Below are 13,884 nucleotides of genomic sequence, written 5' to 3' on the forward strand. Positions count from 1 at the left end.
CGCCAGCTTCGAGAGACCGGCTGCGGCCGCGGTCTACATCGTCGCGATGCTCGCGCTCGGAGCGCACCTGGCGCACGGGTTGTGGAGCGTGGTCAACGATCTCGGTGCCACAGGGCAACGTGTGCGTCAGGTCTGCCTCGTCCTGTCGGGCGCCATCGCGCTGGTGATCATGGTGGCCAACATCGCGATTCCGGTCGCGGTCCAGATCGGGGTCGTGTCATGACGGAACCGGGACTCGATTCGCTGCGCGCCCTCGGTGACGCCGTGGACGGCCGAGTACCCGAAGGGGATCCGGCTACCGCATGGGCGCGACGCAAGCTCGACTACAAGCTGGTCAGCCCCCTCAACCGGCGCAAGTTCACGATCATCGTCGTTGGGACGGGGTTAGCGGGCGCCGCGTGCGCAGCCGCGCTCGGCGAACTCGGCTTCCATGTCGAGTCGTTCACCTTCCACGACGCGCCCCGTCGAGCACACAGTGTCGCCGCGCAGGGCGGGATCAACGCCGCCAGGGCCCGGAAGGTCGACAACGACAGCCTCGGTCGCTTCGTGAAGGACACCGTCAAGGGCGGCGACTTCCGTGGCCGCGAGGCGGACTGCTTCCGGCTCGCGGAGGAGTCGGTGCGGGTGATCGATCACATGAACGCGATCGGCGCCCCGTTCGCGAGAGAGTACGGCGGTACCCTCGCCACCCGCTCCTTCGGCGGGGTCCAGGTCTCCCGCACCTACTACACCCGGGGCCAGACCGGGCAGCAGTTGCAACTCGCCTCGACGCAGGCGCTGCAACGGCAGATCGCCGCGGGCACGGTCACTCTGCACACCCGGCACGAGATGCTCGACCTGATCGTCGACGACGGACGCGCGCAGGGCATCATCGCCCGCGACCTCGTCACCGGCCGGATCACGGCAACGACCGGGCACGCTGTCGTCCTCGCGACCGGGGGATACGGGACGGTGTTCCACAAGTCGACGCTGGCGCGGAACTCGAACGCGACGGCGTCGTGGCGGGCACATCGGCGGGGCGCGCTGATGGCGTCGCCGTCGTTCGTCCAGTTCCATCCGACCGCGCTTCCCGTGAACTCACAGTGGCAGTCGAAGACGACTCTGATGAGCGAGTCGCTGCGCAACGACGGCCGGATCTGGGTGCCCGCGAAGGCCGGTGACGACCGCGACCCCAACACGATTCCGGACGCCGAACGCGACTACTACCTCGAACGCAAGTATCCCGCGTTCGGGAACCTGTCCCCGCGCGACGTCTCGTCGCGGGCCGCCCGTGAACAGATCGAGGCGGGCCACGGAGTCGGGCCGCTCCGCAACAGTGTCTACCTGGACTTCCGAGACGCACTCGCGCGACTGGGACGCCCGACGATCGAAGAGCGGTACGGCAACCTCTTCTCGATGTACCGGGACGCGACCGGCGAGGACCCGTATGTCGTACCCATGCGGATCGCCCCGGGCGCTCACTTCACGATGGGGGGTCTGTGGAGCGACTTCGACCAGATGACGTCGATTCCCGGTCTGTTCGTCGGGGGAGAAGCGGGTTGGGGCTACCACGGCGCGAATCGACTGGGTGCGAACTCACTGCTGTCGGCCTGCGTCGACGGATGGTTCACGCTGCCGTACTCGATTCCGAACTATCTCGCGCCACTGCTCGGCACGGACGTGCTGCCCCTGGACGCACCAGCGGTCCGTGCGACCGCGCAGCAGGTGCGGGACCGTGTCGACGGTCTGCTCGCGGTCGATGGAACGCACGGGCCGGAGTGGTTTCACCGTGAACTCGGGGAGGTCATGTACGCCGGCTGCGGCGTCACGCGGACATCGGAGTCGTTGGCCACCGCGATCCGCAGGATCCGGGAACTCCGCGAGCAGTTCCACGGCGATCTGCGAGTGACTGGCGGCGGCGCCGAATTCAACCAGGAACTGGAGCACGCGGGACGCGTCGCCGACTTCCTCGAACTCGGGGAACTGATGTGCGTGGACGCACTGGACCGGGACGAGTCGTGCGGAGCGCACTTCCGGGCCGAGCATCAGACGGAGGGCGGCGAGGCTCTCCGCAACGACTCCGACTGGTGCTTCGTGTCCGCCTGGGAGACACCCGAATCGGGTCCCCACATACGGCATCACGAGCCGTTGGACTTCCGCGCCGTGCCCCTGCAGACGAGGAGTTACGTATGAGGATCACCGTGGAGGTGTGGCGTCAGTCGGGACCGGACGAGCGCGGGCGCTTCGAGGTGCACGAGGTGGACGACGCGGCGCCCGAGATGTCGCTGCTCGAACTGCTCGACCACCTCAACGAGCACCTCACCGAATCCGGTTCGGCACCGATCGCTTTCGACTCCGACTGCCGCGAGGGGATTTGCGGGGCCTGCGGGATCACGGTCGACGACCGTCCACACGGGCCACGCGCAAACACCCCGACGTGCAGGCAGCACCTGAGGTCCTTCCGCGACGGCGCCCGGATCCGATTGGAACCATTGCGGTCCGGTGCCTTTCCCGTGGTGCGTGATCTCGTGGTGGATCGCTCGGCTCTCGACCGGGTCCTCGAAGCCGGAGCGTACGTCTCGGTGAACGCCGGTACGGCGCCGGATGCCGACGCCCTTCCGGTCTCCCACCAGTCCGCGGAGGAGGCCCTCGACTACGCGGCGTGCATCGGGTGCGGAGCGTGCGTCGCTGCGTGCCCGAACGGAGCGGCGCACCTTTTCGCCGGATCGAAGTTGACCCACCTGTCGTTGCTCGCGCAGGGCGCCGTGGAGCGGGGACGCCGCGGTCGGGCCATGACGGATGCGCTCGAAGCGGATTTCGGGCCGTGCTCCACGTACGGCGAATGCGCGTCGGTCTGCCCCGCCGAGATTCCGCTCACCGCGATCGCCGCAGTGAACAAGGAGTCGATGCGGTTCTCGTTGCGGCGTAAGCAGAACTGAGACTGAGAGACCGGATCACCACACGCCGATCAGCTTCATCCAGAGCCCGCCGACAACGGTCCAGATCAGGATGAGCACGATGCTCATCACGAAACCGATGCGGAACCATTCCGACGTCCTGATGTAGCCGGAACCGTAGATCACGCCGGCGGGCCCCGACGAGTAGTGCGCGAGACCGCCGAAAAGACTGCCGATGAAGCCGAACACCAACGCAGAGAACAGTGGTGGTGCACCGGTGGCGACCGCGGCCCCGAGGAACACCGCGTACATCGCGACGATCTGCGCCGTGTTCGAGGCGAAGAGATAGTGCGCGTAGAAGTAGACCAGGGTCAGGATCGCGAACGCCCACACCCACGGCAGTCCGTCGACGCTGCCCGCCACCTCGTCGCCGATCCAGGCGATGACACCGAGCTTCTCGAGCTGTGCCGCCATGCCGACCAGGACTGCGAAGAACACCAGGGTCTGCCAGGCGCCGGTGTCGTGGACCAGGTTGTTCCAGGTGAGCACCTTGGTGACCAGCAGGATCGCGATTCCGAGGAATGCGGTGGTCGTGGCGCTGACGTTCAACTGGTCGCCGAGACACCAGAGGACGAGCAGGAGCGCGAACGTGGCACCCATGATCCACTCCGAGCGGCTGATCGGGCCGGCCGCACGGAGCTCGTCGCGCGCCTGCTGTGGCGCCTGGGGTGTCTTCATCATCGTCGGCGGATAGACCTTCGACATCACCCACGGGATCGCGGCGAGACTCACCAGACCGGGAACGACGGCCGCGGCGGCCCACTGCGCCCACGAGATCTCGATTCCGAGCTTGCCCGCGGCCTCCACCGCGAGCGGGTTGCCCGCCATCGCGGTGACGAACATCGCGGAGGTCACGACGTTGACCTGCAGGGCGGTCAGCAGCAGGTAGGCACCGAGTCGCTTGCGGGACTCGTCCGGTTCGGGTCTCGAGTCCTCGAGTTCGCTGAGCGACTTGATGATCGGGTAGACGACACCACCGGCGCGGGCGGTGTTCGAGGGGGTCGCGGGCGAGAGAATCAGATCGGTGATGGCCATGCCGTACGCCAGGCCGAGGCTTGACCGTCCAAGCCGGGTGACGAACAGCAGCGCGATCCGCTTGCCGAGCCCGGTGACCAGGAAACCTTCGGCGATGAAGAACGACGCGACGATCAACCAGACCGTGGTGCTGCTGAAACCGGACAACGCCTCGGTCGGTGTCTCCGCCTGGGTGATCATCGCGATCGCCAGACCTACGATCGCCACCGCGCCGGTCGGCAGCGGCAGCAGGATCAGCGCGACGATGGTGCCGACGAAGATGCCGAGCATGTGCATGCCGTTCGGCTCGACACCGTCCGGGACGGGCAGGAAGTAGATGATCAAGCCGATGACGATCGGTAGGACCGCCCGGTACGACCGCTGCACCAACGACGGTTGCGCTTTGGTGGTGGTCCTGTCCGTCATCGCGATCCTCGCTTCGACGTGTCGAGTGCACGGCTGCATCGATTGTCGCCCGTACCGCCGCGGAATTCAGCGTGAGTGCGGCGAGGTCAGCAGTCCGGGAGGGCGGTGCCCTGGTCGGTGCCGTACCGATGCCCGTGACCGGGTGCGGAATCGAGGGACGTCAGCAGATCGACGCTCGTCTGCACGAAGCTCACCAGGGGCAGCCAGGGCGGAGTCGGAGCGTCCGGACGGGTGCCGTCCAGGCGAGGCGGTACCACCAGCAGGCGCGGCGACCAGTGCACCACCGGATCGGATGCGTTGGCCAGCACCGTGACTCCCGGAGCGGGAGCCCGCCCGGACGGAGGTCCGGCTAGCAGTACGCCGCACGGAGCGATCGGGCCCGCTGCTGCGGCCGCCGCGGCGCCGATCGCACCGAGGCTCTGCCCGTACACGTACAGATTCGGACGCGATCCGACGGGAAGCTCCGACAGGCGCTGCGACACAGCGGAATACAGCGCGCGGACCGAGCTCTCGACGCTCCCGCGGTCGAGAACGAAAGCGGCCCAACTCGGAGCAGACGAATACTGCAGCGCGACCTCGGCCACGTCACCGCCGAACCGCCTCTCGAATCCCGCCAGCGCGTTCGCGTCGATCCATCCGGATCCCGTGGGTACCGCGATCACCAGGTTGGATCGGGCGAACCCGCCCGCGCGCTCCAGTTCGCGCACCGCGAGCCCAACCCGCGACTCGAGATCCGGCGCGCTGTCGAGTCCGACGTAGGTGCGCACCGTCGACTCCGACGCGGGGGCGGTGACGAAGCGCCTGCCCTGGCCGCCGAGCGTTGACCACGGTGTCAGCGAGTCGGTGCTTCCCGAGAGCGACGGGGACTGTGGGAGCGGCAGTGTCAGTCCCGCTGCGGCGTTCGCCGTGTGCACGGCCCCGGCGACGCGGGCGGTCGGGCCGACCCAGAACGCGGTCACCAGCGCGGCAGCGAGGATGCCGGCCGTGACGCGCCGTGCCCTGCTACTCGGGCGCACCCTGCGTAGTGCTGCTCGGAGCAGCCTACGCAGGGCTGAGGCGATCCCCACCAGCACGACCGCGACCGCGGCGGCGCCGACCACGACGGCCGTCCAGTGCGCCGCGCCCGTCGCCGGTACGCCCATGGCTGCGCGAATCCCGTTCTGCCAGTGCTGCGCCAGTAGCAACGCTGCCGCGATCGCCACGGCACCCGACCACGCGACGACGGCCCGGATCCGCGGCCCGAGTTCGACGGTTCGGGTGAGCTTCCCGGTTGCCCTGTGCCACAGCGTGGCCGCCGCCCAGCCGCCCGCGACGAGGACGCCGGTCAGGACGGCTTGGACCACCGCGCTGCGGGGGAGCAGTGACGGCGCGAGCGACGCCATCGCCGCGGCCCCGACACAGACGGTGGTCGCGACTCGTGGTGCCGTCGCGATCCCGGCAAGCGTCCGTGGACGGGTGAGCACCGCGGTCATGCCGGCACCACCTGCGTGACGACTTCCTCGCTGCGATCACGACCGGAGTTGCGGCCACGCTGCGCCACGACAGCAGCGGCGAGGAGAAGGATGCCGGCCCCTGCTGCCGCGTACGCGGCAACCGGTTCGGGGCGCGGCGCAGCGTACTGCTGACGCCACGAATTGGTGTCGACGGCTGCAGCGGCAGTCGACGCGACCACGCCGCACGAGGCCCGGGTGACATCGTCCGGACGAGTGGCACAGGCCGCGTGAAGTCGTTCGTCGAGCTGAAGGTCCAGGGCTCGGCGCGCCCACGGACCCAGCCGCTCCCCGGATCGGTCCGCATAGCGGAGCAGGTCGTAGCCGAGGTCGTGACCCTGGCAGGCCGTGTCGAATTCCCGTGGCAGCGGGACGGGGGAGGAGCAGTCCCCGTTCGGCTTGACCAGCATTCCGTCCCGCAGAACGGGTCTGTAGCCCGTCACCTCCGCGAAGTCGGTCGGAAGGGTGGCAGCCGCGGCCGCGGGGCCGCCGGACGTCAAGGCTGAGATGGTCGTCGCGGCCGGACCCGTTTCGGCGGGTCCCGCCGCCTGTGCAGGCTGCGCAGCGAGACCGGTGGCGAGGGTGATCGCGCACCCCGCCGTGAGCACTGTCCACGTTGGTTTCCCCATGTCTCATGACGCTAGAAATCGCAGGTACCAGCGAACATCACCCCGCAGTGCCGTTCCGGGTGCGCGCCGGGGAGGGAGGGCAGCTGCGTTCTCACACTGCAGAGGCAGGCTGATCTCACCCTGAGGTATGAGGACAATCGGTGTCGCGCTTCCTACTGTTCTTCGTGTGGGCAGAACGAGAACAGGCAGCATGGGAAGAGCGATCGGCGACGGCACGACGGGTGTCGCGGCGGCGGTCCGGCCCCGAGTCGCCCGCCTGAGCGGAAGTCAGTGGGCGGACATCGTCGTCGTGTTCGTGACCGCGGTGCTGTTCACCATCGCGTGGCCGACACTGCAAGTGACACATCACGTTCCTGCCGGAGTCCAACCGGTGATCGCAGGCATCGCCGCGTTGCCACTGATCCTGATTCGCGCGAATCCCGCTCTGGGGTGGGCGATCTCCGCAGCAGGCGCCCTCGTGATCCCGATCGTGTACGAGCGCACCGACGACTACGACTTTCCGTGGCAGGTCGTGCACGTGATGGTGCTGATGGCCATGCTGCTCGCGGTCAGCATGCGGTCACCGCTGCCCGTCGTCGCCGTCGCCTGGGTGTCGACCGCGTTGCTGTTCCTCGCGAACGCGCCGGGGCAGGACGGCCGCGGGTGGGCGTTCGGGCTGACCGCGCTGGTCGCGTTCGGGCTGCTCATCCGCTGGCTGGTGCTCTCGCGGCGGCAACTCGCGCAGCAGGAGGAGGTGGCGGAGGTCGAGCGGGCACGCCGCGCGATCCTCGAGGAACGGGCCCGGATCGCCCGCGACCTGCACGATGTCGTCGCACACCACATGTCGCTCGTGGTGGTTCAGGCGCAGAGTGCGCCCTACCGGCTCGGCGGCCTCAGCGACGAGGCGAAGGCGGAGTTCGACTCCATCGGGGCCACAGCGCGGGAGGCGCTCAACGAGATCCGCGGGATGCTCGGCGTGCTGCGCAGCGACGGGCACCTCCCGGAGCACGCGCCGATGCCCGGCCTCGGCCGGATCGACGAGTTGGTCGAGGGCAGCAGGCGGGCAGGGATGACCGTGACCGTCGAACGCGGCCCCCTCGCCGCGCTGCCGGAGACCGCGGAGCTCGCGCTGTACCGGATCGCACAGGAGTCGCTGTCGAACGCCGCGCGCCACGCTCCCGGCGCTGCCGTTCACCTGCGTCTGTCCGGCGATGCCGCGGTGACCGAGCTCCGGGTTGCCAACGATGCGGGCGGTTCCGTTGCCGTCGCTGCGGGGGCCACGCCGGATGTGGTCAGCGGACACGGGATCATCGGGATGCGGGACCGCGCGCTCTCCGTCGGTGGCACGCTCACCGCCGGGCCGCGTCCGGGCGGCGGATTCGAGGTGTGCGCCCGGATACCGTCCGTGCCCGGCGCCATGGTGGCGGAGCCTGTCGTCGGCTCGGCCTAGGCTGGCCGGGTGGCGATCACGGTCTTCATTGCGGACGATCAGGCGATGGTGCGGCAGGGCTTCGGTGCCCTGCTGTCTGCCCAGACCGACATCAGCGTTGTCGGGGACGCCCCGAACGGAAGGATCGCGGTCGACGAGGTGCTGCGGCTGCGTCCCGACGTCGTGCTGATGGACGTCCGGATGCCGGAACTGAACGGACTCGACGCCGCCGACCGAATCCTGTCCGCGTCCCTCGACCCGCCGGTGCGGGTACTGATGCTGACGACCTTCGACATCGACGACTACGTCTACGAGGCACTCCGGGTCGGAGCGAGCGGGTTCCTGCTCAAGGACGCGCCCGCGGAGGAACTCGTCCGAGCGGTCCGGGTCGTCGCCGCCGGGGAGGCGTTGCTCGCGCCGTCGGTCACGAGGCGGCTGATCGCCGACGTGACGAGCCGCCGCGCCGCGCGTCGGGTCGAGCCCGCGCAACTCGCGGCACTCACTCCGCGCGAACGCGAGGTGCTGGAACTCATCGCGCGGGGGCTGTCCAACACGGAGATCGCGGAATCCCTCTTCGTCGCCGAGCAAACCGTGAAGACCCACGTCGGCAAGGTGCTGTCCAAACTGCACCTGCGTGACCGCGCGCAGGCAGTCGTCCTCGCCTACGAGACCGGGGTCGTGACGCCCGGCTGAGCCGCAGTGCCGCGTCCTGAGATGCCGGGGTCCCGATCCGGGTGCACTATGGTGACCGACCCAACCAGAGCCGGTCCGGACAGGGGTGTCGATGACGCGAGTCGGGATTCTCACCAGCGGCGGCGACTGCCCGGGACTGAACGCCGTCATCCGAGGCGCAGTCCTGAAGGGCACCACCGTCCACGACCAGGAGTTCGTCGGATTCCGTGACGGCTGGCGCGGTCTGGTGGAGGGCGACATCATGGAGCTCGACCGCCCCACCGTCCGTGGCCTCTCCCACGAGGGCGGAACTATCCTGGGCACCAGCAGATTCGGGCCGTACCAGGGTCCGAACGGCGGAGCGGAGAACATCGCCCGCACGATGCAGCGGCTCGGTGTCGACGCCGTGATCGCCATCGGCGGGGAGGGGACGGCCGCGGCGTCGCAGCGGCTGTACGACGAGGGCATCCACATCGTCGGCGTCCCCAAGACCATCGACAACGACCTCGACCAGACCGACTACACCTTCGGGTTCGACACCGCCGTCGAGATCGCGACGGAGGCGATCGACCGGCTCCGCACCACCGGCAACTCCCACAAGCGGTGCATGGTGCTCGAGGTGATGGGCCGAGGCGCCGGGTGGATCGCGCTGCACTCCGGCACCGCGGGCGGTGCCCACGCGATTCTCATTCCCGAGCATCCCGAGAGCATCGAACAGATTTGCACGTGGGTGAACAGCGTCCGGGATCGCGGCAGGTCTCCGATGGTCGTCGTCGCCGAGGGATTCACCCTGCCGAACATGTCGGAGGCCCACTCGACGAAGGGGCTCGACGGGTTCGCCCGACCGCGTCTCGGCGGTATCGGGGAGGTCCTCGCGCCGATGATCGAGGAGCGGACGGGCATCGAAACCCGCGCGACGGTGCTTGGACACATCCAGCGCGGCGGCGTCCCCACCGCCTTCGACCGGGTCCTCGCGACCCGCCTGGGGATGGCGGTCACCGACCTCGTCGCCGCGCAGGAATGGGGAGAGATGGTCGCGCTGCACGGCACCGACATCGTCTCCGTGCACTTCGACGAGGCACTCGCCGACCACAAGACCGTCCCGCTCGAACGCTACGAGGAGATGCGGGTCATCTTCGGCTGAGCCGAACAGGAGTTACCGCGGCTGAGCCGAACAGGAGTTACCGCGGCTGAGCCGAACAGGAGTTACCGCGGCTGAGCGTGATGCGAGTCGTGCCTCACGGACGGGGGCGAATAAACTCGGCTGCATGACCGCCGCCATGTCAGATGACCTGCTCGCCTACGACGACGTGCTCGAGAAGTTCGAGCCCGTGATGGGCATGGAGGTGCACGTCGAGCTGCACACCGCGACCAAGATGTTCTGCGGCTGCCCGACGACGTTCGGTGCCGAGCCGAACACCCAGGTCTGCCCGGTGTGCCTGGGCCTGCCCGGCTCGATGCCGGTCGTCAACGCGGCCGCCGTGGAGTCGGCGATCCGTATCGGCCTCGCGCTGAACTGCTCGATCACCCCGTGGGGCCGGTTCGCGCGGAAGAACTACTTCTACCCGGACCAGCCGAAGAACTACCAGATCTCCCAGTACGACGAGCCGATCGCCACCGACGGCTACCTCGACGTCGTTCTCGACGACGGCACCACCTGGCGGGTCGAGATCGAGCGCGCCCACATGGAAGAGGACACCGGCAAGTCCCTGCACGTCGGCGGCGCGACCGGACGTATCCACGGAGCCAGCCACTCGCTGCTCGACTACAACCGGGCCGGGGTGCCGCTCGTCGAGATCGTGACGAAGACGATCGAGGGCGCGGGTGAACGCGCCCCCGAGGTCGCGCGTGCCTATGTGACCGCACTCCGTGACCTGCTCAAGGCGCTGGACGTGTCCGACGTCCGCATGGATCAGGGCTCGATGCGCTGTGACGCGAACATCTCGCTGATGCCGATCGGTGCGAAAGAGTTCGGCACCCGCACCGAAACCAAGAACGTCAACTCCCTCAAGTCCGTCGAGGTGGCAGTCCGCTACGAGATGCGACGCCAGGCGGCCGTCCTCGTCGCGGGTGGCGAAGTCATCCAGGAGACCAGGCACTTCCAGGAGGCCGACGGCACCACCTCCGCCGGCAGGCGCAAGGAGACGGCCGAGGACTACCGCTACTTCCCCGAACCGGATCTCGAGCCGGTCGCTCCCGACGCCGAGTGGGTGGAGCAGCTGCGCGGCACCCTCCCCGAACTGCCGTGGCTGCGTCGCGCGCGCATCCAGGCCGAGTGGGGCGTGTCCGACGAGGTGATGCGCGACCTCGTCAACGCGGGCGCACTCGACCTCGTCATCGCGACCACCGAGGCTGGCGCACCGGCCGACGCGGCCCGGTCCTGGTGGGTGTCGTACCTCGCGCAGCAGGCCAACACCCGTGGTGTCGAGCTCGCCGATCTGCCGATCACGCCGGCGCAGGTCGCTCAGGTCGTCGCGCTGATCGACAGCGGCAAGCTCAACAACAAGGTGGCACGTCAGGTCGTCGACCACGTTCTCGCGGGTGAGGGTGATCCGCAGCAGGTCGTCGCCGCGCATCCCGAACTGGTCGTGGTCCGCGACGACACGCTGATCAAGGCCGCGGTCGACGAGGCGCTGGCCGCCAATCCCGATGTGGCGGAGAAGATCCGCAGCGGCAAGGTCGCGGCCGCGGGCGCGATCGTCGGTGCCGTGATGAAGGCCACCAAGGGCCAGGCCGATCCGGCTCGCGTCAAGGAACTCGTCATCGAAGCCTGCGCGTAGTCTCCGCGTCCCCGCCGAGCGCGCGGTGACCGGTGTGGCCGCACGGCCGACACCCCGGAATCTGCGCACTCGGCGGGCATCGGCTGCCCGGCCGCGATAATCGGGGCATGCCTTCGGTCGGAGCCTCCCTCTTCTGGATAGCCCTGTGCGCGGTCGTCGCGCCGATCGTCGCGGGGCTGGTTCCGCGCAAGCTGGTCCCCGAGGTCGTACTGCTGCTCATCGGAGGCATGCTGATCGGCCCGCACATGCTCGGCCTCGCCGTCGACGGCCCCGAGATCGGGCTGCTCAGCGAACTGGGCCTCGGGATGCTCTTCCTGCTCGCGGGCTACGAGATCGACACCGACGAACTCACCGGGCGTGGTGGGCGTCGTGCGTTGGTGACGTGGTGCACCTGCCTGGCACTGGCTTTCCTGCTGATCGGGTTGCTCGGCCTGACCGGGGCGATCAGTGGGGAGGTCGCTGTCGCGATCGCACTGACGTCGACCGCGTTGGGCACCCTGCTCCCGATCCTCAAGGACAGCGGGGTCGTGAACACCCGGATCGGCCGGACGGTGCTCAACCACGGTGCGTTCGGCGAACTCGGCCCCGTCATCGCGATGGCGGTGCTACTCGGATCGCGCGGAACCGTCGGGTCGCTGATCGTGCTCGTGGTGTTCGCCGCCGCAGCGGTCGTCGTCGGGCTCATCCCGGACCGGGTGCGCCGGGCGGAGTCGCGGCTGGCGTCGATCATCCGGCTCGGCTCGGAGACCACAGCGCAGACGACGGTGCGGCTCACCATCCTGCTACTGGTCTCGCTGGGCGCGTTGGCGGCCATCTTCGAGGTCGACGGCATCCTCGCAGCCTTCGCGGCCGGGTTCATCCTCCGGCGTGCCGTTCCCGCAGGCGACGAGAAGCTCGAGGCCAAGCTCGAGGGCCTGGCATTCGGCCTGCTGATCCCGATCTTCTTCGTCACCTCGGGGATGGCGATCGACGTGTCGGCCGTCGTTGCGAAACCCGGTGTGCTGGTGGCATTCCTCCTGATGATCCTGATCGTGCGCGGACTCCCGGTCTTCGTCGCCGAGCGTTTCGACCGCGGACCGGACGGGACGGACGAGCCGCCGACACTGCGTCAACGCGGGCAGGTGGCGTTGTACTCCGCGACCGGTCTCCCGCTGATCGTCGCCGTCACCGGGGTGGCCGTCGCGGCAGGAGAGATGTCGCCCGCGAACGCGTCGATCCTGGTGGCGGCGGGCGCGATCACCGTCCTCGTCCTGCCGCTGGCCGCGTCCCTGCTCGGGGGGCGAGCGCCCGCCCAGGAGACGCCCGCCCCCGCCGACCAGCTCTGACGCGTCAGTCGAATCCTCCGCCGCCCTGCGGCGCCGGGATCCGGACGACGCGGTCGTCGGTGGGGCCGGGTCGGTCACCGGACTTGTTCACCGTGGACACCCAGACCTGTCCTCCCGCACCCAGATCGGCTCCGCCGAGCATGCCGTAGGTGTCCTGCGCGATGAGTCCGGGTGCGGCCTGCGCGGCGCCGGTGCGCGGGTCGATCGGCAGGACGGCGAGCGCCCGGCCTCCGGTGAGCGACACCGCGACACCACCGTCCACGGCCGTGCAGCCCGCGACGCCCGGCCGATCCGGCCACGTCCACACGGGTGTGCCCGTGGCCCCGACCGACGAGACGCGCTGCAGCCGGTCCTCGAGGACCGTGCGGTCGGTGACCCACACGCCGCCGCCCACCGGGTCGAGGCAGACGTCGCCGGCGGTGCCGATCCCGGACAGCACCACCTGAGGCGGCGGCTGCGACGGCGACGGTGTGAGGGCGGTGACCCGCAGGACCTTCCCGGCCAGGGATCCTGGATCTGCTGCCGCTGCGGGGTTTCCCGCGTCGCCCGTGACGACGGTCAGTTCGCTCGGCGTGGTGAAGATCAGGGCACCCGCGTTCCCGCTCGACCCCCGCGGGATACCCGTCAGGACGTCCTTCGGGGTGTCGCCGGGTGCGATGCGAATCACCCTGTTGTCGGAGGCGGTGGTGACGTACGCGTAGAGCAGGTTGTCCTCGGTGTAGGTGGGGGACAGTGCGACGCCGAGCAGGCCGCCGTCACCCGACCCGTCCACGTCGACGCGCGCGATCTCCTGGACCGGCATCCCCGGCGCGACCTGGAGTATCCGTCCGGTGCGTCGCTCGGTGACGAGTGCGGCCTGCCCCCCGGGCAGGACCGTCAGTCCGCCGGTGACGTCGAGGCACGTTGCGACGACGGCGGGGTCGGGATCGACGCACGGCACGACCTCCGGCGGAGCGCCGGTCGCGTCGGGTGTCGTCGTCGGTGCGTCCGGTTGGCGTGGCTCGACCTCGCCCGCCGAGAAGGTGGGGACGGGGGTGAAGGGGGTGGACGCGCTGTCGTCGAACCGGGCGCAGCCCGGCAGCACGGTCAGGGCGAGTGTGGACAGCACCGCGGTGCGGTACGCCGCACGATTGATCGCCATGTCCGAACCGTACGACAACCGACTCACCGCGCGCCGAACCGGTGGTCGGTGGCCTACCCGACC

Annotated in this window: 12 protein-coding genes; 8 read left to right on the top strand and 4 right to left on the bottom strand. The window is 69.3% G+C overall.

Translation table 11 applies throughout. From position 1 onward, the window contains the following. The first annotated feature begins 46 nt into the window (after nt 1-46). The 3 genes from RHCRD62_RS26530 to RHCRD62_RS22750 are packed head-to-tail and all read left to right on the top strand — an operon-like array spanning nt 47 to nt 2,918. Nucleotides 47-223: a succinate dehydrogenase/fumarate reductase transmembrane subunit gene (locus tag RHCRD62_RS26530; RefSeq protein WP_253277464.1), complete on the top strand. Its 177-nt coding sequence runs from the start codon at nt 47-49 to the stop codon at nt 221-223. After that, complete coding sequence (locus RHCRD62_RS22745; protein WP_050067043.1) at nt 220-2,172, top strand: fumarate reductase/succinate dehydrogenase flavoprotein subunit; 1,953 nt, start codon at nt 220-222, stop codon at nt 2,170-2,172. Before RHCRD62_RS26530 ends, RHCRD62_RS22745 begins: the two co-directional genes overlap by 4 nt. Further along, on the top strand, nt 2,169-2,918 hold the full coding sequence (locus tag RHCRD62_RS22750) for a succinate dehydrogenase/fumarate reductase iron-sulfur subunit (RefSeq protein ID WP_050067044.1): 750 nt from the start codon (nt 2,169-2,171) through the stop codon (nt 2,916-2,918). Before RHCRD62_RS22745 ends, RHCRD62_RS22750 begins: the two co-directional genes overlap by 4 nt. 15 nt (nt 2,919-2,933) lie before the next feature. On the opposite strand, the gene RHCRD62_RS22755 is transcribed toward RHCRD62_RS22750, so the two are convergent. The 3 genes from RHCRD62_RS22755 to RHCRD62_RS22765 all read right to left on the bottom strand — a co-directional run bounded on the left by RHCRD62_RS22755 (nt 2,934) and on the right by RHCRD62_RS22765 (nt 6,495). After that, a complete protein-coding gene (locus RHCRD62_RS22755; protein WP_050067045.1) occupies nt 2,934-4,376 on the bottom strand; it encodes an anion permease in 1,443 nt (480 codons plus the stop codon). Nucleotides 4,377-4,462: 86 nt separating this feature from the next. After that, a complete protein-coding gene (locus RHCRD62_RS22760) occupies nt 4,463-5,848 on the bottom strand; it encodes an alpha/beta-hydrolase family protein (RefSeq protein ID WP_084734442.1) in 1,386 nt (461 codons plus the stop codon). Then, the gene (locus RHCRD62_RS22765; protein ID WP_050067046.1) at nt 5,845-6,495 is read right to left on the bottom strand and encodes a hypothetical protein; all 651 of its coding nucleotides are present in this window, start codon (nt 6,493-6,495) and stop codon (nt 5,845-5,847) included. Before RHCRD62_RS22765 ends, RHCRD62_RS22760 begins: the two co-directional genes overlap by 4 nt. Before the next feature lie 190 nt (nt 6,496-6,685). Between RHCRD62_RS22765 and RHCRD62_RS22770 the strand changes: the two genes are divergently transcribed. The 5 genes from RHCRD62_RS22770 (at nt 6,686) to RHCRD62_RS22790 (ending at nt 12,680) form a co-directional block, all read left to right on the top strand. After that, nucleotides 6,686-7,924: a sensor histidine kinase gene (locus RHCRD62_RS22770; protein ID WP_050067047.1), complete on the top strand. Its 1,239-nt coding sequence runs from the start codon at nt 6,686-6,688 to the stop codon at nt 7,922-7,924. Between the two features lie 9 nt (nt 7,925-7,933). Next, nucleotides 7,934-8,596 (top strand): response regulator, encoded by a 663-nt coding sequence (locus tag RHCRD62_RS22775; protein ID WP_050067048.1) that lies wholly within the window; start codon nt 7,934-7,936, stop codon nt 8,594-8,596. A 91-nt stretch (nt 8,597-8,687) separates the two neighbouring features. After that, nucleotides 8,688-9,719 carry a 6-phosphofructokinase gene (locus RHCRD62_RS22780; protein WP_050067232.1) on the top strand — a complete coding sequence of 344 codons (1,032 nt, stop codon included), beginning with the start codon at nt 8,688-8,690 and terminating at the stop codon, nt 9,717-9,719. A 124-nt stretch (nt 9,720-9,843) separates the two neighbouring features. Next, nucleotides 9,844-11,355 (top strand): Asp-tRNA(Asn)/Glu-tRNA(Gln) amidotransferase subunit GatB, encoded by a 1,512-nt coding sequence (gene gatB / locus RHCRD62_RS22785; protein WP_050067049.1) that lies wholly within the window; start codon nt 9,844-9,846, stop codon nt 11,353-11,355. A gap of 107 nt (nt 11,356-11,462) precedes the next feature. Further along, entirely contained in the window at nt 11,463-12,680 is a 1,218-nt protein-coding gene (locus RHCRD62_RS22790; RefSeq protein ID WP_050067050.1) for a cation:proton antiporter, read from the top strand. A 4-nt stretch (nt 12,681-12,684) separates the two neighbouring features. On the opposite strand, the gene RHCRD62_RS22795 is transcribed toward RHCRD62_RS22790, so the two are convergent. Next, entirely contained in the window at nt 12,685-13,821 is a 1,137-nt protein-coding gene (locus RHCRD62_RS22795) for a PQQ-dependent sugar dehydrogenase (RefSeq protein WP_050067051.1), read from the bottom strand. Nucleotides 13,822-13,884 lie beyond the last annotated feature (63 nt).

It is taken from the genome of Rhodococcus sp. RD6.2 (assembly GCF_001040705.1).
Lineage (GTDB): Bacteria > Actinomycetota > Actinomycetes > Mycobacteriales > Mycobacteriaceae > Rhodococcus_G.

Coding starts and splice junctions, on each gene's coding strand:
- RHCRD62_RS22760 (WP_084734442.1), bottom strand. CDS start 5,848: ATGACCGCGGTGCTCACCCGTCCACGGACGCTTGCCGGGATCGCGACG.
- RHCRD62_RS22790 (WP_050067050.1), top strand. CDS start 11,463: ATGCCTTCGGTCGGAGCCTCCCTCTTCTGGATAGCCCTGTGCGCGGTC.
- gatB (WP_050067049.1), top strand. CDS start 9,844: ATGACCGCCGCCATGTCAGATGACCTGCTCGCCTACGACGACGTGCTC.
- RHCRD62_RS22795 (WP_050067051.1), bottom strand. CDS start 13,821: ATGGCGATCAATCGTGCGGCGTACCGCACCGCGGTGCTGTCCACACTC.
- RHCRD62_RS22780 (WP_050067232.1), top strand. CDS start 8,688: ATGACGCGAGTCGGGATTCTCACCAGCGGCGGCGACTGCCCGGGACTG.
- RHCRD62_RS26530 (WP_253277464.1), top strand. CDS start 47: ATGCTCGCGCTCGGAGCGCACCTGGCGCACGGGTTGTGGAGCGTGGTC.
- RHCRD62_RS22765 (WP_050067046.1), bottom strand. CDS start 6,495: ATGGGGAAACCAACGTGGACAGTGCTCACGGCGGGGTGCGCGATCACC.
- RHCRD62_RS22755 (WP_050067045.1), bottom strand. CDS start 4,376: ATGACGGACAGGACCACCACCAAAGCGCAACCGTCGTTGGTGCAGCGG.
- RHCRD62_RS22745 (WP_050067043.1), top strand. CDS start 220: ATGACGGAACCGGGACTCGATTCGCTGCGCGCCCTCGGTGACGCCGTG.
- RHCRD62_RS22750 (WP_050067044.1), top strand. CDS start 2,169: ATGAGGATCACCGTGGAGGTGTGGCGTCAGTCGGGACCGGACGAGCGC.
- RHCRD62_RS22770 (WP_050067047.1), top strand. CDS start 6,686: ATGGGAAGAGCGATCGGCGACGGCACGACGGGTGTCGCGGCGGCGGTC.